Raw genomic sequence first — 19,386 nt, forward strand, 5'->3', positions numbered from 1 at the left:
TCTGTTCTGTTGACCTTGAGCGATGCCTTATGATGAGAAGCGATTTATTGCGCCACGTCTGGCTGGCGCTTTTTCTGGCCGTTTTTGCCCTGATAAGCGGCTGTAGTTCATCGACACACAGCGATGCTCCCTCCTATCGCCTGACATTCCGTGCTCATCCGCAGATTAACAATGCCGCACCGCTTAAGGTCAGGGTGCTGTTGCTGAAATCCGACGCTGGCTTTATGTCCGCCGACTTCTGGTCATTGCAGAACGGTGATTCGAAAGCGCTGGCGGGTAGCCTGCTGAACAGCGACGAATTCTTCCTGATGCCAGGACAGCTTAATAAAGTCCTGACCGGGCGTAGTTCGCCCGAGGCACGCTATATCGGCATCGTGGCGGAGTATCAGCAGCTGGACGGAAAAAAATGGCGCATCTCGCTACCGCTTCCTTCTCCCGATGACAGCAGTTTCTGGTCATGGTCCTCCGACGAGCTCCAGGCCAGCCTTTTCCTTGATATCAACGGTATTCGGGTCGTTGATAAGTAATGGCTCTCCCGACAGGAAATCAGTATGAATAAAGCAGAAAAGGTGGTCTGGACGGAAGGCATGTTCCTGCGCCCTCACCACTTTCAGCGTGCCGAAAGCTTCCTGCAAAACCAGATCAGGGAGTGGGGCGGCGTACAGCGTCCCTGGCTGTGGGGCTTTCTCGATATGGAATTCGACGAGGCGATGCTGCGCCAGGGCTGTGTAGCTCTTAGCACCGCCAGCGGTATTCTGCCGGACGGCACGCCCTTTTCTTTTCGCGAAGCCCGGCTGGGCCCCGTACCGCTCGAGATCCCGGATAATCTGAGTAACGCCCGCGTGGTGCTGGCGCTGCCTGCCCGTCGCGGCGGCCGGGAAGAGGTAATTTTTAGCGATGCGCCGGACTCGCTGGCGCGCTATGTCACCTTTGAAGAAGAGGTGGATGACGATAACGCACTTTCCGTTGGTCCGGCGGCGCTACAGTTCGGTCGTCAGCGTCTGCGATTGATGCTGGAAGAGGAACTTAGCCCGGAATGGACGGCTATTGGCGTTGCGCAGGTCATTGAAAAGCGCAACGACAACCAGGTTCGTCTGGACACTGGCTACATTCCTCCCACTCTTAACGCCATCAATAATGGCCAGCTTTACGGCCTGCTCAACGATATGCAGGGGCTACTGCAACAGCGCAGCCAGCAAATTGGCCTGCGCCTGCGCAAACCCGGGCGCTTCAATACTTCCGAGATGGTGGAGTTCTCGCTGCTGGCGTTGGTGAATCACCATATCGGGCTGGTCAGCCATCTGAAAGCGCTACCACTGCTGCATCCCGAATCACTGTGGCGTGACTGGCTGGCTTTTGCCACCGAGCTCACCTCCTGGGGACCACAGCGTATGCCAGATGCCGTACTGCCGGCTTATGACCATGACGATTTGGCGGGCTGCTTCGGCAAGCTGATGCTAATGCTGCGCCAGTCCCTCTCTCTGGTGATGGAAGAGAGCGCCATCCAGATCCCGCTGGTGGAACGTACTCACGGCCTGAACGTCGCCACAGTACCGGACAGCAACATGGTTCGCGACTTTGGCTTTGTGCTGGCGGTCAAGGCCAGCGTACCGGGCGATACGCTCCAGAGCCACTTTCCGGCACAGATGAAGGTGGCACCGGTCACCAAAATTCGCGATCTGGTACAGCTTCAACTGCCTGGCATGGTGCTGCGAACCATGCCGGTTGCGCCGCCGCAGATCCCCTGGCATGCCGGCTATAGCTATTTCGAGCTGGAAAAAGGGGGCGAGCTCTGGAAAGAGATGGAGAAATCCGGCGCCTTCGCACTGCATCTGGCCGGGGAATTCCCGGGCCTGGATATGGAATTTTGGGCAATTCGCGGCCCGAAAGAGTAACGAGAAAGAGCCTTTATGCAGGAACACCAGGTTAACGGCAGCGATGCCGACTTTTCCGGGGCAGGCGGTACCAATCCACTGGTTTCTGCCGCCAACCCGCTGCTCAATGCGATTTCGCAGATTCGCCATTCGGTGTCTCACGACGACCAGAGCGGTCTGCGCCAGCGCCTGATCGATGAAATTCGTCGCTTTGAAGTGCGTTGCCAGAAGGCGGGGCTGAGCTATGAAGCCATCGTCGGCGCCCGCTATTGCCTGTGCACTGCCCTGGATGAGGCGGCTTCACTGACGCCGTGGGGAAGTCGCGGCATCTGGTCCGGCAGCGGTCTGCTGGTGACCTTTCATAATGAAACCTGGGGCGGCGAAAAGTTCTTCCAGCTACTGGCGCGTCTGTCTCAGAACCCACGCCAGCACGTCGAGCTGCTGGAGCTGATTAACTTCTGCCTGCTGCTGGGCTTTGAGGGACGCTACCGGGTGATGGATAACGGCCGTACCCAACTGGACACCATCAAGCAGCGGCTGGGGCAGATGATTCGCGGCGTACGTGGCAGCTACCCGCCCCCCCTCTCTCCACATCCGGAAGATCAGCCGGTCATGAGCAAGCTGTGGCGCCCGGCGGTACCGCTGTGGGCCTGCGCGGCGCTGGCGGGATTCCTGGCCTGTCTGTTCTACATCATCCTCAACTGGCGTCTGGGCGATGCCACCAGTCCGGTGCTGGCGAAAATCTATCAAACGCCGCTACCGGAAACCAAAATTCAGAAGCCCGCAGAGCCGCTCCCTGCGGTGCTGGATCTGCGCGGTTTCCTGCGTCCGGAAATCGAAGAGGGGCTGGTGGCGGTCCGCGACGAGGCCGATCGCAGCGTGGTAATTCTGAAAGGGGATGGCCTGTTCGCTTCCGCCTCTACCGTGGTGCGCGATCGCTACGAAGCGGTCATCAACCGCGTCGCTCAGGCGATGAATAACGTCAGCGGCCGGATTCTGGTGATCGGTTACAGCGATAACGTGCCAATCCGCAGCGCCCGCTTTGCATCGAACTACGAACTTTCCCTGGCCCGCGCCGAATCGGTACAGAGCATGTTACGCAAACATCTCACGCAGCCGGACCGCGTCAAGGCGGAAGGCCGGGGCGAAATGGATCCCGTTGCGCCGAATAATTCGGCGGCAAACCGCGCCCTTAACCGCCGCGTGGAGATCACGCTGCTGGTCGCGCCGGGCACTACCCAGGCGGAGTTGAACGGGATGTCGCAAGGAAACTAAGCATGCTGAATACACTCATCGCAATTCTGACCAACCGCCTGCTCTGGGGATTCCTGGGGGCCACTGCGGTGGCGGCGGTCATCTGGATGATTGGGCCGCTGATGTCTATTGCCGACACCCGCCCCCTGGAATCCACGCAGAACCGGGTGATCAGCATCGGGCTGATCTATCTGATCTGGATCCACAGCCATCTGGTGCCGCGGTTATACAACGCCTGGCTTAACCGCAAGCTGGTGGATAACCTCAACAGTGGCAAAGCCGCCCCGGAAGGGGAGGATGGCTCGGATCGCAAGCGCCTCAACAACGAAGAGGGGATCCTGGCCGATCGCTTTGATGAAGCCGCCCAGGTTCTGAAAAAGGCCCACTTCAGCCAGAAAGAGAAGCGCAGCGCACTCTGGTCGCAGCGCTTTAGCAGTCAGTATCTTTATCAGCTCCCCTGGTATGTCATTATCGGGGCGCCGGGCTCCGGTAAAACCACGGCGCTGGTTAATTCCGGGCTCCAGTTCCCGCTGGCGGACCGCTTTGGCCGTACCGCGCTGCGTGGTATCGGCGGCACCCGCAACTGCGACTGGTGGTTTACCAATGAAGCCGTGCTGCTGGATACCGCCGGGCGCTATACCACCCAGGAGAGCGAGCAGGAGCGGGATGCCGGAGAATGGCTCGATTTTGTCGGCCTGCTGCGTAAATATCGCCGCCGCCAGCCGATTAACGGCGTGATTGTTACCGTCAGCGTTAGCGATCTCCTGACGCTGTCGCCGGAAGCCCGGGAACAGCAAGCGGTCAGCATGCGCCAGCGTCTGGCGGAACTGCATGAGCAGCTCGGCATTCGTTTTCCGGTGTATGTGCTGGTTACCAAGTCGGACCTTCTGAAAGGGTTCCGCGACTACTTCGCCAGCTTTGATAAAGCGCAGCGCGATCAGATCTGGGGCTTTACCTTCCCCTGGGAACAGTCAAAGCAGGCAGGTTTTGATGTGATGGGAGCGCTGCATCAGGAATACGCCCTGTTACAGCAGCGGCTGGAAGCCGGACTGCCGGATACCCTGCTGAATGAAAACGACTCTCAGGCCCGGGCCAACAGCTATCTGTTCCCTCAGGAGTTTGCGGCGCTGCGTCCGCTGTTGACCGATTTTCTGGGCACGGTATTCGCCCGTTCTAACTTCGAAACCCAGTTTTCACCGCGCGGTATCTATTTCGCCAGCGGTACTCAGGAAGGGCTGCCGTTCGATCGGGTGATGGGCAACCTTAATCGAGCGCTGTCGCTGCCCACCGATGGCGATAACGGCGGTGACTGGGATTCGGTGAGCAAAGAGGCGCCGATCCCCGGCGCCAAAGGTCAGAGCTTCTTTATTAAGAACCTGCTGCACAACGTTATCTTCCGTGAAGCGGGAATTGCCGGCCATAACCGCTGGTGGGAGCTGCGCAGCCGTGCGCTGCTCTGGTCCGGTTATGCGGCCTTGCTGGCGCTGCTGGTGATTCTGGGCACCCTGTGGCTGATTAGCTATGGCAAAAACCGCAGCTACCTGAATGAGGTGGATGCCAAAGTTCCGGGTATTGAACAACAGAGCCGGGATCTGCAACAGCAGAATCAGCGCGATCTCTATTCCATGCTGCCGCTGCTTAACGGCCTGGTCACCTTGCCGAACAGCGATGCCTTTGATGTTAAGGATCCGCCGCTGGCGCGCCGTATGGGGCTGTATCGCGGTTTCGACGTCAGCGACGCTTCGCAATCGCTCTACCAGAAAGCGCTACAGCAGATGCTGATGCCGGAAGTGGCCCAGCGCATCACCGGCTGGCTGCGCAGCGACGACGGCAGCGACGTGGAGTACAGCTATGAAGCGCTGAAGGCGTATCAGATGCTCTACCAGCCGAAGCACTACGACGGCAAATTCCTGCACTCCTGGGTGATGCTGAATCTGCAACGCAACCTGCCGCAGAACATTACCCGTGAACAGCTGGCGCAGCTTTCTGAGCATCTGCGTCAGTTGCTGGAGCCGCAGATTCAGTCCTCGCCATGGGAAAAAGACGAAGCGCTGATCGCCAGAGAACGGCAGCTTATCAACCAGAATCCACTGGCGACCCGGGTGTATGGCCGACTCAAGCGCCTGCTGGAACGCGATGACGGGCTAAAGCCGGTCTCGCTGGCGACCCTGGGCGGTCCCCAGAGCGAACTGGTCTTTTCCCGTAAAAGCGGACAGTCGGTCAGTGATGGCGTACCGGGGCTCTACACGCCGGACGGTTACTGGAATCACTTTAACGGACAGATAGCCAGTGTCGCCGCCGATCTGCACGATGACGATGCCTGGGTACTGGGCGTAAGCGGCCCGCAGGAATACAAACAGCAGACCGACAACGCGGTGCGTCAGCTCTATATGCGCGACTTCATCGCCCACTGGGACGGCTACCTGGCCGATCTGCAACTGAATAACAGCGCCGATCTTTCCCAGCGTATTAACACCACGCGGCTGCTTTCCGGCAGCAACTCACCGCTGCGCCGGATGGTAATTAACCTCAGTAAGGTGCTGACCCTGTCGCGCAACGCGCCTGCGGTTGAGGGGCAGGCCGATGCGGAGCAGAAGAGCAGTAAGGCCACGCAAACGCTGGAAGCGTTGTTCCACAGCGATGGCGATACGGCACAGGGGGCCGCCACCGCTCAGACGCCTGAGCAACTGGTCACCGATCACTATGCGCCCATTATCGAACTGGCCCAGCCGCTGGAGAAAGGCGGCAAAACTATCGTGCTGGATGATTTCCTGCGTCAGCTTGATGAGCTGTACCGCTATCTGACCTCGGTACAGGATGCCGCCAACAGCGGCATGCCTGCCCCGGGCGGCGAGGCCATCAGCCGGCTTCAGGCCAGCGCCGGGCGCCTGCCCGGGAGCCTTAAAACCATGTTTAGCGGCATGGCCGTGGGCGCCAGCAGCGACACCCAGCGCCGCGAGCTGGAAAACATGCGCAAGCGGGTGAACGTGGAGGTGGGCGGCTTCTGTCGTCAGGCCATCGCCGGTCGTTATCCGCTGGTGCGCTCGGCGCGCAGCGAAGTGACGCCGGACGATCTGGCGAAGATGTTCGCGCCGGGCAGCGGGATGATGGACAGTTTCTTCCGGGATAACCTGGCCAACAAGGTGGACACCACCCGCTCCAGTTGGCGCTTTATGCCGGGCATTGACGGTAAAACCCTGCCGGGGAGCGAAGGACTGCTGCGCCCCTTCCAGCAGGCGCAGCACATTCGCGATGCCTTCTTTGCCGGTAACGCCACCAGCCCTTCATTCCGGGTGACGGTACGTACCCTGGAGATGGACAACAATGTGCTGAATATGACCCTGGACGTGGACGGTCAGCAGTTGCAGTACAGCCATGGCCCTCAGGCTTCACGCCTGGTGAGCTGGCCCGGGCCAGGCGGCAGCAACCAGGTGCGGATGCAGTTGGGACTGGCGGACGGCACCACGGCCACTCTGGTCACCAACGGTCCCTGGGCGCTTAACCGCTTCTTCGACCAGGCGCGCCAGTCGGCCGGTAGCAACAATCTGAGCCGCAGGGCCAGCTTTACGGTCGACGGGCACCATGTGTCCCTGGAATTTACGCCTAACAGTATTCGTAACCCTTTCCGGTTGCCTGGCTTCTCATGCCCATAACGACAAGGACAGGAGAATGAGTCACTACCCTGCGATTAGCTGGTACGGGAAATTACCCAGTGCCGGTGACTTTTTACAGCGCCGGTTCCCCGACGCCCTGCAACGTCAGTGGTCCCACTGGTTCCAGGTGGGTCTGCTGAACTGGCAGGAAGAGGAACAGCGCAACAACGGCGAGCAGCGCTTTGGTAGCGCGCCGGTGTGGAATTTTGTGGTGCCGCCGATGCTTGGCGGTCAGCAGGTGCAGATGGGCTGCCTGCTCCCCGGTCGCGACAGCGTGGGGCGCCAGTATCCCATTTGCGCGCTTTGCGCCTTTAACCCGGCGGAGTGGTCGCCGCAGCAGCTGGCGCTGGCGGAAGAGTGGTATCGCCAGTTGGGCCGCACGCTACTGCACGCGGTACGCAACGGCTACTCCACCAGCCAGTTAGATGAGGCGCTGTTGTCGATCCCGGCACCCCAACTGCCGTCGGAAGAGCAGCGCTCCGACATTCTGGATGTGATCGGCTACGACGATGCTCCGGCGACCCTGAGCTGGCGTCAGGCGGCTGACTGTTTCGATCCCCAGCGTCAGACCAGCTTCTGGTGGACCAACCGCAGCGACGGTTATCCGCTCTACACCCACGTTCACAGCGGCAATTTTACCGCGCAGCTTTTTTCGCTGCTGTTTGACCCCGCAGGCGGTGCCCGACCGGGACGCCACGGGCTTTATCCGCCGATGTTTGAATAGGTTGTGCCATGAATATTGACGATTTCCTGGCGCCGGTTAGCGAATCGCAACCGTGCGGCGAAAACCTGGAGTACGACGCCGACTTTATGGCGATGGAGCAGGCCGGTAAGGGGAAGGCGGAACAGCAGTTCGGCGACACCATTATTCCGGCTGAGCCTGCGGACTGGAGCCGGGTGGAAAAACTGGCGACCTCACTGCTGGCACGCACCAAAGATCTGCGCGTGATGCTGGCATTGACCCATGCCTGGACCCGACGTCGCGGACTGGAAGGTTATGCCGATGGCCTGCTACTGATTGAACGTTCCATCACGCAGTGGTGGCGCGAGCTTTATCCGCTAATGATTGATGATGGCGAAGAGGATCCTTTCTACCGCATCAGCGCGCTGGCCTCGCTGGGCGATCGCTCGGCACTGTCGGCGGCGCTGCGTCAGTCGGTGTTGCTGAGTGCCGGTAGCGACGTATTAACGCTACGCGACGCGCTGGCGCTGCTCGACGGCAGCCGTACCGAATGCCCGGAGTATCCGGGCGGTCGGCCGCGGCTGGAAGAAGAGCTGGCGCGTGGCGGTCAGCCGGGCGTTGAGGCCTTGCAGTTGATCCACCAGCGTCTGGAAACCCTGCGTCAGTACCTGGTCGAACAGTTGGGGCAGGGGGGCGTACCGGAAATGGAAGAGCAACAGAAGATTATCGGCACGGTAATCGCCCTCTGTCAGGGCAATCATTCCGCTGCACCTTCCCCGGAACAGAGTGTCTCGCAGGTCAGTGAACCGACGGCGGCGCCTGCCGCATTGGCACCGGTTGCGGACTGGCGCAGCGTATCGCTGGCGACTCGCGACGATGCCCAACTGATGCTGGAAAAGGTTAAACAGTACTTTGCCCGTCACGAACCCAGCCACCCGGCTCCGCTGATGATTGAGCGGGTCCAGCGGCTGATTGAGAAGGATTTTATGGACATTATCCGCGACCTGGCGCCCGACGGCGTCAATCAACTGGAAAATATCTTTGGACGCCGTGATTAACCGCGTCCGCCCGTTATGGCGGCTGAATGGCCGCCGCCACACTTCACCGCGCATATTCGACGGAGAACAGCATGCCAACCAATAAATCCAGTGGGCAGAAATTTATCGCCCGTAATCGCGCGCCGCGCGTACAGATTGAGTACGACGTGGAGATCTACGGCGCGGAACGCAAAATTCAGCTTCCTTTCGTTATGGGGGTCATGGCGGATCTGGTGGGGAAACCCGTCGACCCGCTGCCTGCCGTTGAAGACCGCAAATTCATGGAGATCGACATCGATAACTTCGATGAGCGCATGAAGGCGCTGAAACCGCGGGTGGCTTATCAGGTGGATAACACCCTGACCGGCGACGGCAAGCTGAACGTCGAGCTGACCTTCGACAGCATGGAAGATTTCCAGCCGGATGCAGTGGCCCGCAAGGTCGAGCCGCTCAACAAGCTGCTGGAGGCCCGTACTCAGCTTTCCAACCTGCTGACCTATATGGACGGCAAAAACGGTGCCGAGGAGCTGATCGCCAAAGTGCTGAAAGATCCGACGCTGCTTAAGGCGCTGAGCCAGATGCCGAACAAAGACGAGCCGTCGCAAGGTAACGGAGAGTAATCTATGAGCAAATCATCACAACAGCAGAGTTCGCAGGCTCAGGCGCAGGAATTCAGCACCGATGAGTTCAGCTCTCTGCTGAATAAAGAGTTCCGACCCAAGACCGACCAGGCACGCTCGGCGGTGGAAAATGCGGTCAAAACCCTGGCCGAACAGGCGCTGGAAAGTACGGTAACGGTCTCTTCCGATACTTATCGCACCATTCAGAATCTGATTGCCGGTATCGACGAGAAGCTTTCCCAGCAGGTTAACCAGATTATCCACCATGACGAGTTCCAGAAGCTGGAAAGCGCCTGGCGTGGGCTGAGCTATCTGGTCAACAACACCGAAACCGACGAGATGCTGAAAATCCGCTTTATGAGCATCTCCAAGAAAGAGCTGGGCCGCACCCTGAAACGCTACAAAGGGGTGGGCTGGGACCAGAGCCCGATCTTCAAAAAAATCTACGAAGAAGAGTATGGCCAGTTTGGCGGCGAGCCGTTCGGCTGTCTGGTGGGTGACTATTACTTCGATCACGGTCCGCAGGATGTTGAACTGCTGGGAGAGATGGCACGTATTGGCGCGGCGGCCCACTGTCCGTTTATTGCTGGTACTTCGCCGGACGTAATGCAGATGGAATCCTGGCAGGAGCTGGCGAATCCGCGCGATCTGACCAAAATCTTCCAGAACACCGAATACGCCGCCTGGCGTAGCCTGCGTGAATCGGAAGATGCCCGCTATCTGGGGCTGGCGATGCCGCGCTTCCTGGCTCGTCTGCCGTACGGCATTCGCACCAACCCGGTGGACAGCTTCGACTTCGAAGAAGAGACCGATGGCGCTAACCACGCCAACTACACCTGGGCCAACTCGGCCTACGCCATGGCGGCCAACATCAACCGCTCCTTTAAAGAGTTCGGCTGGTGCACCTCCATTCGCGGTGTGGAATCCGGCGGTGCCGTGGCGGATCTGCCCTGCCACACCTTCCCGAGCGACGACGGCGGCGTGGATATGAAGTGCCCCACCGAGATCGCCATCAGCGACCGTCGCGAGGCGGAACTGGCGAAAAACGGCTTCATGCCGCTGGTTCACCGCAAGAACTCCGACTTTGCCGCCTTTATCGGCGCCCAGAGCCTGCAAAAGCCGGCGGAGTATCACGATGCGGATGCCACCGCCAACGCACGTCTGGCGGCCCGTCTGCCTTATCTGTTCGCCTGCTGCCGCTTTGCTCATTACCTGAAGTGCATCGTGCGCGACAAGATTGGTTCTTTCCGCGAGCGTGAAGATATGGAGCGCTGGCTGAACGACTGGGTGATGAACTACGTGGATGGCGATCCGGCGAACTCTTCGCAGGAGACCAAGTCCCGCAAACCGCTGGCAGCGGCCGAAGTTCAGGTTCAGGAAATCGAAGACAATCCGGGCTATTACAGCGCCCGCTTCTTCCTGCGCCCGCACTATCAGTTGGAAGGGCTGACCGTCTCTCTGCGTCTGGTTTCTAAACTGCCGTCGCTGAAAACCAAAGAGGCGTAATTCGCCATCTGAATATTGATATTCGAATTCGGTGGGCTCTGTTATTGAGCCCGCCGTTTAGCCTGGCTATTCGCAGCAGTAACCAGGAATGAGGCAGAGGTGAAATATGGATGGTTTATGCCCCATGCTTTCCCGTTTGCCATAAAAACGCTTTTCACAAGCAATAACTGTCACTTAAAAAAGAGTAGGTATTATGGCTATTGATATGTTTCTGAAAGTCGAAGGTGCGACGGGAGAGTCGAAAGATTCTAACCACAGCGGCTGGACCGACATTACCTCTTTCTCCTGGGGCGCATCCCAGCCGGGAAATATGGGCGTGGGCGGCGGCGGCGGCACCGGTAAGGTAAACTTTAACGACCTGCACGTAAACGCGCTGATCGACAAATCCACCACGGCGATTCTGAAGCACTGCGCCAGCGGTAAGCACATCACCAAAATCGAACTGTCCGTCTGTAAAGCTGGCGGCCAGCAGGTTGAGTATTCCCGCATCACGCTGGAAGAAGTGCTGGTGACTTCCGTGCAGTACACCGGCGCGGAAAACGGCGACACCGTTGGTGTGACCTACGCTTTCCAGGCCGCAAAAGTGAAGCAGCAGTACTGGGAGCAGGCTTCCTCTGGCGGTAAAGGCGCTGAAAGCACCGCTGGCTGGAACATCAAAGAAAACCGCGAAGCGTAATCGGGCGTCTGACCGGTGGTCCCTCTCTCCCTGCCCGGGAGAGAGGCTTTACGTCACTTTCCTTCCCCTTCCTCAAATGCCGCGGTTTTCCCCGAGAGCCGCGACCTTTGAGCGTCGATAACGACCTGGCAGGACAAGACTATGCGATTTACCATCACCACCCTTAAGCCCGGCAATCAGCCGCCCCAGAGCAGCTTTGAATTCTCCGCGCCGGGCGGCACCATTGGCCGCGGTACCGATAACAACCTGGTTTTGCCGGACAGCGATCGCGCTATCTCGCGGTTGCAGGCTATCGTCCATATTTCCGCAGACGGAGAATGCCGCATCACCAACCGCGGCAACGTGACCCGGGTGCTGCTTAACGATATTCCACTGGAGCGTGGCCGTCAGGTCGAATTACAGGATGGCGATGTCATTGGTATCGATGAATATCGTCTGACCGTGAGCGATCCGCGCCAGGGGGTACCGCAAAGCGCGCCGCCGCAGCCTGCGGTGGTTCAGCCACCCCAGCCCGCGCCGCAGCCTCAGGATGCGCCGATAGAGAGCGCACACGCAGAGCACGCGCCAACGGCAGTCCCGACAGAAATCTGGGACAGCCTGATGCAGGAATTCTCGATTGCCGACAGCATCTCCAGCAGCCGTCGTGCTGCGCCAGAGCCCCAGAGCGTGCCGGAAAATCCCTTCCACGCGCCCAGCGAGCCGGAGCGTAACCCGGAAGATCCGCTGGCTCACTTTAACAGCGATGACGACGCGCCCCTGTTTGAATCGAAGCCTGTGGCCACCGATAAACTGTTCAGCGAGGAAGAGTTATTCAGCGGCGACAGCATCCTGAAAGATGGCACTCCGTCTACCCTGCAACAGCCGGAGGCCGGGCGTCAGCCAGTACCGGAGCAGGATCCGGCCGATGGCGAACTCGATCCGCTGGCGCTGTTTGGCGGTAGTAATGCGAAAGAGAGCCCCAGCCAAAGTACCCGTCATGACGACCCACTGGGTCTGATGGGCGGCACGCCGCTGACTCATCCGGATGATTTAGCACCGGAACCGGCAAGCGCTACGGCGCCAGAGCCAGAGCCCGAACCCGCGCCGGAAGAGACGCCAGAACCAGCACGGGACGAAATGCCACTAGCTTCGCTAAGCGACTCGCCGCTGTTTGCCGAAGAGCCCGCTGCGCCTGTGCCGCCGGTTGCCGCCAGCGCGGAACCACAGCCGCCGCAGGAGCCGCCCGTGCAGCCGGAACCGCCTTATGCCGCCCGTGACGATATTCCACTACCCGAGCCGCATGCGGTTCAGCATCGGGCCAGTGCCAGCACCAGCGGTCGCCTGCGTATCGATCCCGTCTCTGCCGCGCCGCGTGCGGGCAAAGTGGGAGAGGCAACTCCCGCTGGCGGCGGCGATGTGTTGCAGGGTGAACTACTGGAAGCGCTGCTGGAAGGAATGGGGCTCAGCGACATGCAGCCGGTGCCGCAGTTTGACCGAGACAATATGCGCCAGCTTGGCCAGATGCTCAGCATGTTCTCTCAGGGAACGGTGGCGCTGCTCTCGTCGCGCTCGATTCTTAAGCGCGGCGTAAAAGCCGATATGACCATGATCCTTGATGACGCCAACAACCCCTTTAAGCTGCTGCCGTCAGGTAAAACCGTGTTGATGCAGATGTTTGGCTCCCGTATGCCGGGCTTTATGGAGCCCAAAAAATCGGTCCGCGATGCGCTGATCGACCTCCAGGCCCACCAGTTGGGCATGATCTCCGGTATCCGCGCCATTATCGCCTCTATGTTGCAATCCTTTAATCCGGAGCAACTGGAAGAAGAGGCGAAGCGTGAAGGGGCCGCCTCACGCCTGGCACTGCCCGGCAGCCGTAAAGCCGCGCTGTGGGACTATTTTGTCCGCCAGTACGGCGCTACCGCCGGTGAAATTGAAGACGACTTCCATACGCTGTTCGGCGAAGCCTTCCTGCACGCTTACGACATGGAAGTGAATCAGTACAAAGACTCTCAGAGCGGATCGGAAGGAGAATGATGAATATCACAACGGCCTCACTTTCCCGGCAGGGCGCCCGCGCCAGTAACCAGGATCAGACCGGTGAGACCATCGGCGACCGTTCGGCCTGTTTTGTGGTGTGCGACGGCATCGCCGGCTCGCCCGGCGGCGATGTGGCGGCCCGCCTGGCGCGGGATGCCATTCTGTCGCGCTTCGACGGTGAAGAGCACCTTAATGCCCAGCATACCCGCGACTACGTGAACCACGCGAACCAGACCATTCGCGATGCCCAGAAGGCCGAGCCTGAGCACCAACGTATGGGAACGACTCTGGTATCGCTGTTTATCGATCGCGACTACGACCTGGCCTGGTGGGCCCACGCGGGAGACAGTCGTCTTTATCTGTTCCGTCGCGGCTGGCTGTTTCACGTCACCACCGATCACAGCCTGATTCAGCAGATGAAAGATGCCGGACATCAGACCGAAGGCATCAACAGCAACCTGCTCTATTTTGCGCTGGGAATGGGGGAGGATGAACGGGAAGCCAGCTACAGCGACGTGATGCCCATTGAAGATGGCGATGTCTTTTTACTGTGCACCGATGGCTTCTGGCACGGGGTGAGCGAAGTACAGATGAAGCAGTCGCTAAATATGGTCAGCAACCCCCAGGAGTGGCTGACGCTCATGGATCAACTATTACAGAAAAATGCCGGAACGGCCCCGGACAAACAGGATAACTACAGCGCCGTGGCTATCTGGGTGGGTGCCCCTCAGGAGACGACGCTGCTGCACTCGCTCAGCGATGCGGCGCAGTTCTTTCCTCTTCGCGACTGACTGTTAACAAGGACTTTTATGAAACTTTGGCTTGCGGGGCTGGCCCTGATGGTGGCGTCTTCCAGTACCTGGGCGATGAACTATCGCATTGTACAGTCCCCTTCCCAGAAACTGGATGTCTGGATCGATAACGTATCAGGCAAAAAACCCGCCGCCTGGTGCGGTAATACCCTGGCGCTGCGCATTGTGACCGGCGGTAAGAAAGATCCCGAGGCGTTGAAGGCCTTTATGCCACGCCTGGGCATGTTGCTGGCGAGGCAGTGTCCGGCGATGGAACGCATTGACTGGCATCTGGAAGATAGCGCGGGTAAGCGTCTGGCGGACGGTAGCGCCAGTCAGTCTGACAAATGGGCATTGAAGGTGGAAGCCGATGCGCCACCGCCCAACCCGGAAACGCTCTCTCCCCCTGCTTCCCGCGCGCAGCCGCAAACCTTCAGCCTGAAGTCCGACTGCCGGGTACGTACCTTCTGGCCGCAGAACGGCGCGCTGTTTATTCCTGAACAGGGCGATAACTGCAAGAAGGGTGAATGGCTGAACCAGCGCGGGCAGATGGCGGGTCACTCGGTGGCCTTTATTCAGGGCTACCCGGTGGCCGGGCTTGGCGAAAAGGCTGCCATCAACAACCTGAACATCAGTGCCGCCAGCCATGAACGTCTGGTGGTGAGTGATGAACGTTCGCCCCAGAGCTGGATGATTCTGCCCTGGTCGACGCCGGTTAGCGGCTGGCACAGCCAGGGAACGGTGGCGGTAGAGATAAGTCGCCGCCAGGCTGAAGACGCCGCCGAACTGCGGGCGCGCCTGAATGAGGTGCGTAAGGTCTGGTCGGGATATCTCCCGGCAGGTCAGTCACTGACCATCCTGCTGATTGAAAAACTTCACCCCACGCTTCGCGATCCGGCGGCGGGCGCTTATCGCACTCTGAAGTAACAGGAGATTTGACGATGTATACCCTGGAACAACAGCTGGCGGGTCACTCACTCGCCGACGCCCTGGCACAAATAGAAAGCGACATTAAATCCAGGCCTGCGGATGCCGACCTGCGCGCCGCCTTTGTTCAGCTGCTGTGCCTGGCGGGAAACTGGACCCGTGCCGCCACTCAGTTGAAGAGCTGGCTGGCGTTAAAGCCGGCCGCTCAGCCGACGGTGACCCTGCTGGAGCAGGCCATTACCGGTGAATTGCAGCGCGAGGCGGTGATGACCGGTGCGGCCGCGCCAGATATGCCCGTAGCCCAGTGGCCCTGGTTACAGGAGATGGCGAGCGCCCTGACGGCGGAGGCCGCCGATGCGGCGGCGCTACGGAATACGGCGCTGGACAGCGCCGAGGCGAATCCCGGCACGCTCACCGGGCAGAATCAGGATTCCCGCGAATTTGACTGGCTGATGGATGGTGATGCCCGCCTGGGACCGGTTTGCGAGCTTATCGTTAACGGTAAATATTGCTGGCTGCCGTTCAGCGCCATTGAAGAGATGCGCTTCCAGGCGCCGGAAGGCGCTATCGATCTGGTATGGCGCCATACCCTGGTGCGGCTGGTGGACGGCAGCGAACAGGTGTGTCAGATCCCGGCCCGCTATCCGCTGGAGCCTGGCGCCGCCGACCGCTTCCTGCTGGGGCGCGCCACCGAATGGCAGGCTCTGGATGAAGAGGGGATTCACTACCAGGGCCGGGGGCAGAAGGTGTGGCTGAACGCCGACGGCGAATTCCCGCTGCTGACCCTGGAAACCCTGACCTTCCGCGGCGGTGATGACAGCGATGAGTGATTCATATCGCCACGGCAGCGACGATCTGTTGCGCAGCGGCTATCGCCATCGGCGCAATCAGGAGCTGATCGCTTCACGCGATAAAATGCAGCCCTCGCTGTTGGATCGCCTGACCGACGATCAGCCCCAGAAGCGGCTGGAGCCGGTTAACAGCAACCTGCTAACCCATAGCGCTCTGCGCCGCCGGGTACTGCGCGATCTACAGTGGCTGTTCAACACCATCAATAACGAAGCTCAACTGGATATGCGCGGCGCAGAGCACGTACGGCGTTCGGTCTGCAACTTTGGCGTAGAGGCGCTGGCGGGCAGACGGATGTCGGATATCGAATGGTCTGACATTCAGCGCAAACTGACCGAGGCGATCCTGAATTTCGAACCGCGGATCCTGCCCCAGGGGCTACAGGTCCGCTGCATCTCCGATCCGCACTCGCTCGATCTGCATAACGTGCTGTCGATCGAAATCAAAGGCCGTCTGTGGTGCGTGCCCTGGCCGCTGGAGTTTCTGTTTCGTACCGATGTGGATCTGGAGAACGGCCACTTTGAACTGAAAGATGTGGGGTAAGCGTGGACAGTAAACTGCTTGACTACTACAACCGCGAACTGGCCTGGCTGCGCGAAATGGGGGCGGAGTTCGCCGAACGCTACCCCAAAGTGGCTGGCAGACTCGGCATGCGCGGTATCGAGGTCGCGGACCCTTACGTCGAGCGTCTGATGGAAGGTTTCGCCTTCCTGACCTCCCGCGTGCAGCTCAAGATGGATGCCGAATTCCCGCGCTTTTCCCAGCGTCTGCTGGAGATGATCGCCCCGAATTATCTGGCGCCGACCCCTTCGATGGCCATTGCCGAACTGCAACCGGATATCGGCAAAGGAGATCTGAGCAACGGCTTTGTGGTGCCGCGCGGCACCATGATGGACAGCCAGACCCTGAAGAAGAATGGCGTTACCTGTAGCTATACCACCGCCCACGACGTGAATCTGCTGCCGCTGCGCATCGAACAGATAGAGCTGGGCGGCGTACCCGCCGACGCGCCCCTCAGCCAGTTGGGACTTAACCAGCGCGGCGCCGCCAGTGCCCTGCGTATCCGCATTGCCTGTGACGGCCCGATGCTGCTGACCCATCTGGACTTTGACCGCCTCGACCTGTTCCTGAGCGGCCCGGATATCCAGGCGCTGAAACTGCTGGAGCTGCTGATGCAGCACCAGGTGGGCATCTTTTGCCAGAGCGTGGAGAAAACGCCGCAGCGCATTGTGCTGGGTGACGACGCCCTGCGTCAGGAAGGTTTCGACGCCGACCAGGCGCTGCTGCCGGACGATCTGCGTAACTTCGACGGCTACCGGCTGTTGCAGGAATATTTCGCCTTCCCGGCGCGCTTTCAGTTCATCAGCATCAGCCAGCTACGCGGCCTGCTGAAGCGCTGTACCGAAGCCCGGGCCTTTGAGATTGTTATCCTGCTGGATAAGAGCGAGGGCCCCCTTGAGCGGGTAGTGGATCGTACTCACCTGGCCCTGCACTGCACGCCGGTGATTAATCTGTTCCCCAAACTGGCGGCGCGCCAGAAGGTGGATGATTCGCGCAGCGAGTGCCACCTGGTGGTGGATAATATTCGCCCCCTTGATTATGAAATCTTTGCCGTTAATAAGATCTGGGCCAGCGAAGAGGGGCGGCGCGAAGAGCAAATCTTCCGCCCCTTCTGGAGCACCTGGAGTCGGGACGACGGTGACTACGGCGCCTATTTTTCCCTGCGTCGCGAACAGCGCGCGCTTTCCGAACAGGCTCAGCGCTATGGCACCCGTACCGGCTATATCGGTTCAGAAGTTTTCGTCTCGCTGGTGGATGAAAGCCATACGCCGTGGCGCGATGAGCTGCGTTACATCACCGCAGAGGTACTGTGCACCAGCCGCGATCTGCCGCTGATGCTCCAGCAGGATATCGGCCAGTTTGTGCTGCCGGACTCCATGCCGGTACGCGGCCTGACCATGCGCCGTGGCCCAACGCCGCCGCGCCCGGGCCTGGCGGAAGGGCTGAGTAGCTGGCGGCTGATTAGTCAGCTACAGATGAACTACCTGAGCCTGGTGGACAGCCAGGATGGCGAAGGCGCCGCCTCGCTGCGCCAGTTGCTGGGGCTCTATGCCCGACTGGCGGAAGCGCCCGTCGCCCGGCAGATTGAGGGCATTCGCCACTGCCGGTTAAGCCCGGTGCACCGCCGAGTGCCAGAGCCGGGTCCGATTGTCTTTGCCCGCGGCACTGGCATTGAGATAACGGTAGATGAACAGGCTTTTTCCGGCTCCAGCCCCTGGCTGTTTGGTAGCGTGCTGGAACGTCTGTTCTCGCGGCTGGTGGCGATGAACAGTTTTACGGAATTCACGCTGAACAGTCAGCAGCGCGGCGAAGTCGGCTACTGGGGGCCGCGGATGGGGAAAAGGGCGCTGATATGAGTGAAGCCACCACTGGCGCCGCCCCCATTCAGCGCCTGACCCGGCTACCGGAGGGTTTCTGGCATCAGGTAACGGCCGCGCCCTGGCGTTATGACCTGTTCCAGCTACTGCGCCGTCTGGATGCTCAGGGCGGCCAGCGTTACCCGCTGGGTCGGGCGCCGCTGCCGCGCTTCGAGCCGCTGCGTATTGGTCAGAAACCCTCAATGGCCTTTGCGCCTTCCACGCTGGCGGATGCCAGCAAACGTGAAGGCTCGTCTCTCTATGATGTTTCCATCTTAAGCTTTGGGCTGTTCGGCCCCAACGGTCCGCTACCGGTCCATCTGACCGAATATGTCCGCGAACGTATCTGGCATCACCAGGACGACACCCTGAGCGCCTTTGCCGATCTGTTCCACCATCGCCTGACCCTGCTGTTTTACCGGGCATGGGCGGATGCCCAGCCTACGGTGTCGCTGGATCGCGGCGATAACAAACGCTTCGAACGCTATCTGTCCTGCCTGATCGGCATGGGGCAACCGGGGCAGATGGAAAAGGGCAGTCTGAGCCAGCACGCCCGCTATACCCTGGCCGGTCACCTGACCCGCCACGGGCGCGATGCCGAAGGGCTGCAAAAAATCCTGCGCCACTATTTTGGCGTGCCGGTACGGCTGGTGGAAAACGTTCCCCAGTGGATGCCGCTGTCGCGCCGCGAGCAGGCGCGCCTGGGGGCCGGTCGCCACTCTCCCCGCCTGGGGGAATCCGCTTTCCTGGGAGAAGCGGTGCGCGACGTTCAGCATAAATTCCGCATCGAAATCGGCCCGCTCTCTCTGGAACAGTATCGCCGCTTGCTACCGGGCGAACCGGACGTCACGGCGCTGCGCGACTGGGTGCGTCAGTACCTGGGCATTGAGTACCAGTGGGAAACGCGCCTGATCCTGCGTGCGGAAGAGGTTCAGGGCGCGGCGCTGGGGGGCGAAGGCCGCCTGGGCTACAGCGCCTGGTTGGGGCATCAGCCCACTCCCGAACCGCGCGGGGATTTGCAGTTTAGTCCGGAAGGATCTCCCTCACCCTAACCCTCTCCCAGAGGGAGAGGGGACTGGTT

16 protein-coding genes are annotated in these 19,386 nt (G+C 60.1%); all 16 read left to right on the forward strand.

Going from position 1 to position 19,386, the window contains the following annotated elements; all coding sequences use genetic code 11:
* Nucleotides 1–29: 29 nt before the first annotated feature.
* On the forward strand, nucleotides 30–527 hold the full coding sequence (tssJ, locus tag FEM41_RS05850; RefSeq protein ID WP_138095098.1) for a type VI secretion system lipoprotein TssJ: 498 nt from the start codon (nucleotides 30–32) through the stop codon (nucleotides 525–527).
* Nucleotides 528–551: 24 nt separating this feature from the next.
* A complete protein-coding gene (gene tssK, locus FEM41_RS05855; protein ID WP_138095099.1) occupies nucleotides 552–1,895 on the forward strand; it encodes a type VI secretion system baseplate subunit TssK in 1,344 nt (447 codons plus the stop codon).
* A 15-nt stretch (nucleotides 1,896–1,910) separates the two neighbouring features.
* On the forward strand, nucleotides 1,911–3,149 hold the full coding sequence (locus FEM41_RS05860) for a DotU family type VI secretion system protein (protein ID WP_138095100.1): 1,239 nt from the start codon (nucleotides 1,911–1,913) through the stop codon (nucleotides 3,147–3,149).
* Between the two features lie 2 nt (nucleotides 3,150–3,151).
* Nucleotides 3,152–6,781 carry a type VI secretion system membrane subunit TssM gene (tssM, locus tag FEM41_RS05865; RefSeq protein ID WP_138095101.1) on the forward strand — a complete coding sequence of 1,210 codons (3,630 nt, stop codon included), beginning with the start codon at nucleotides 3,152–3,154 and terminating at the stop codon, nucleotides 6,779–6,781.
* Nucleotides 6,782–6,797: 16 nt separating this feature from the next.
* Nucleotides 6,798–7,505, forward strand: coding sequence for a type VI secretion system-associated protein TagF (gene tagF, locus FEM41_RS05870; RefSeq protein WP_138095102.1), 708 nt, complete (start codon nucleotides 6,798–6,800; stop codon nucleotides 7,503–7,505).
* Between the two features lie 8 nt (nucleotides 7,506–7,513).
* Entirely contained in the window at nucleotides 7,514–8,521 is a 1,008-nt protein-coding gene (tssA, locus tag FEM41_RS05875) for a type VI secretion system protein TssA (RefSeq protein ID WP_138095103.1), read from the forward strand.
* Between the two features lie 71 nt (nucleotides 8,522–8,592).
* The gene (tssB, locus tag FEM41_RS05880) at nucleotides 8,593–9,120 is read left to right on the forward strand and encodes a type VI secretion system contractile sheath small subunit (RefSeq protein ID WP_138095104.1); all 528 of its coding nucleotides are present in this window, start codon (nucleotides 8,593–8,595) and stop codon (nucleotides 9,118–9,120) included.
* Between the two features lie 3 nt (nucleotides 9,121–9,123).
* Nucleotides 9,124–10,626 (forward strand): type VI secretion system contractile sheath large subunit, encoded by a 1,503-nt coding sequence (gene tssC / locus FEM41_RS05885; protein ID WP_138095105.1) that lies wholly within the window; start codon nucleotides 9,124–9,126, stop codon nucleotides 10,624–10,626.
* A gap of 193 nt (nucleotides 10,627–10,819) precedes the next feature.
* Complete coding sequence (locus FEM41_RS05890) at nucleotides 10,820–11,302, forward strand: Hcp family type VI secretion system effector (RefSeq protein WP_138095106.1); 483 nt, start codon at nucleotides 10,820–10,822, stop codon at nucleotides 11,300–11,302.
* Nucleotides 11,303–11,443: 141 nt separating this feature from the next.
* Nucleotides 11,444–13,318 (forward strand): type VI secretion system-associated FHA domain protein TagH, encoded by a 1,875-nt coding sequence (gene tagH, locus FEM41_RS05895; RefSeq protein WP_138095107.1) that lies wholly within the window; start codon nucleotides 11,444–11,446, stop codon nucleotides 13,316–13,318.
* Nucleotides 13,318–14,112, forward strand: coding sequence for a PP2C family protein-serine/threonine phosphatase (locus FEM41_RS05900; protein ID WP_138099121.1), 795 nt, complete (start codon nucleotides 13,318–13,320; stop codon nucleotides 14,110–14,112). The genes tagH and FEM41_RS05900 overlap by 1 nt, the downstream gene beginning before the upstream one ends.
* Nucleotides 14,113–14,130: 18 nt before the next feature.
* Complete coding sequence (locus FEM41_RS05905) at nucleotides 14,131–15,039, forward strand: hypothetical protein (protein WP_138095108.1); 909 nt, start codon at nucleotides 14,131–14,133, stop codon at nucleotides 15,037–15,039.
* A 14-nt stretch (nucleotides 15,040–15,053) separates the two neighbouring features.
* Nucleotides 15,054–15,869 (forward strand): type VI secretion system accessory protein TagJ, encoded by an 816-nt coding sequence (locus FEM41_RS05910; RefSeq protein WP_138095109.1) that lies wholly within the window; start codon nucleotides 15,054–15,056, stop codon nucleotides 15,867–15,869.
* Nucleotides 15,862–16,431: a type VI secretion system baseplate subunit TssE gene (gene tssE, locus FEM41_RS05915; RefSeq protein ID WP_138095110.1), complete on the forward strand. Its 570-nt coding sequence runs from the start codon at nucleotides 15,862–15,864 to the stop codon at nucleotides 16,429–16,431. Before FEM41_RS05910 ends, tssE begins: the two co-directional genes overlap by 8 nt.
* A 2-nt stretch (nucleotides 16,432–16,433) precedes the next feature.
* Nucleotides 16,434–18,305 (forward strand): type VI secretion system baseplate subunit TssF, encoded by a 1,872-nt coding sequence (tssF, locus tag FEM41_RS05920; RefSeq protein WP_138095111.1) that lies wholly within the window; start codon nucleotides 16,434–16,436, stop codon nucleotides 18,303–18,305.
* Nucleotides 18,302–19,357 carry a type VI secretion system baseplate subunit TssG gene (gene tssG / locus FEM41_RS05925; protein ID WP_138095112.1) on the forward strand — a complete coding sequence of 352 codons (1,056 nt, stop codon included), beginning with the start codon at nucleotides 18,302–18,304 and terminating at the stop codon, nucleotides 19,355–19,357. Before tssF ends, tssG begins: the two co-directional genes overlap by 4 nt.
* Nucleotides 19,358–19,386: the final 29 nt, after the last annotated feature.

This window comes from Jejubacter calystegiae (genome assembly GCF_005671395.1).
Classification (GTDB): domain Bacteria; phylum Pseudomonadota; class Gammaproteobacteria; order Enterobacterales; family Enterobacteriaceae; genus Jejubacter; species Jejubacter calystegiae.

Coding starts and splice junctions, on each gene's coding strand:
- FEM41_RS05890 (WP_138095106.1), top strand. CDS start 10,820: ATGGCTATTGATATGTTTCTGAAAGTCGAAGGTGCGACGGGAGAGTCG.
- tssA (WP_138095103.1), top strand. CDS start 7,514: ATGAATATTGACGATTTCCTGGCGCCGGTTAGCGAATCGCAACCGTGC.
- tagH (WP_138095107.1), top strand. CDS start 11,444: ATGCGATTTACCATCACCACCCTTAAGCCCGGCAATCAGCCGCCCCAG.
- FEM41_RS05910 (WP_138095109.1), top strand. CDS start 15,054: ATGTATACCCTGGAACAACAGCTGGCGGGTCACTCACTCGCCGACGCC.
- tssK (WP_138095099.1), top strand. CDS start 552: ATGAATAAAGCAGAAAAGGTGGTCTGGACGGAAGGCATGTTCCTGCGC.
- FEM41_RS05900 (WP_138099121.1), top strand. CDS start 13,318: ATGAATATCACAACGGCCTCACTTTCCCGGCAGGGCGCCCGCGCCAGT.
- FEM41_RS05905 (WP_138095108.1), top strand. CDS start 14,131: ATGAAACTTTGGCTTGCGGGGCTGGCCCTGATGGTGGCGTCTTCCAGT.
- FEM41_RS05860 (WP_138095100.1), top strand. CDS start 1,911: ATGCAGGAACACCAGGTTAACGGCAGCGATGCCGACTTTTCCGGGGCA.
- tssC (WP_138095105.1), top strand. CDS start 9,124: ATGAGCAAATCATCACAACAGCAGAGTTCGCAGGCTCAGGCGCAGGAA.
- tssJ (WP_138095098.1), top strand. CDS start 30: ATGATGAGAAGCGATTTATTGCGCCACGTCTGGCTGGCGCTTTTTCTG.
- tssG (WP_138095112.1), top strand. CDS start 18,302: ATGAGTGAAGCCACCACTGGCGCCGCCCCCATTCAGCGCCTGACCCGG.
- tssE (WP_138095110.1), top strand. CDS start 15,862: ATGAGTGATTCATATCGCCACGGCAGCGACGATCTGTTGCGCAGCGGC.
- tssM (WP_138095101.1), top strand. CDS start 3,152: ATGCTGAATACACTCATCGCAATTCTGACCAACCGCCTGCTCTGGGGA.
- tssB (WP_138095104.1), top strand. CDS start 8,593: ATGCCAACCAATAAATCCAGTGGGCAGAAATTTATCGCCCGTAATCGC.
- tagF (WP_138095102.1), top strand. CDS start 6,798: ATGAGTCACTACCCTGCGATTAGCTGGTACGGGAAATTACCCAGTGCC.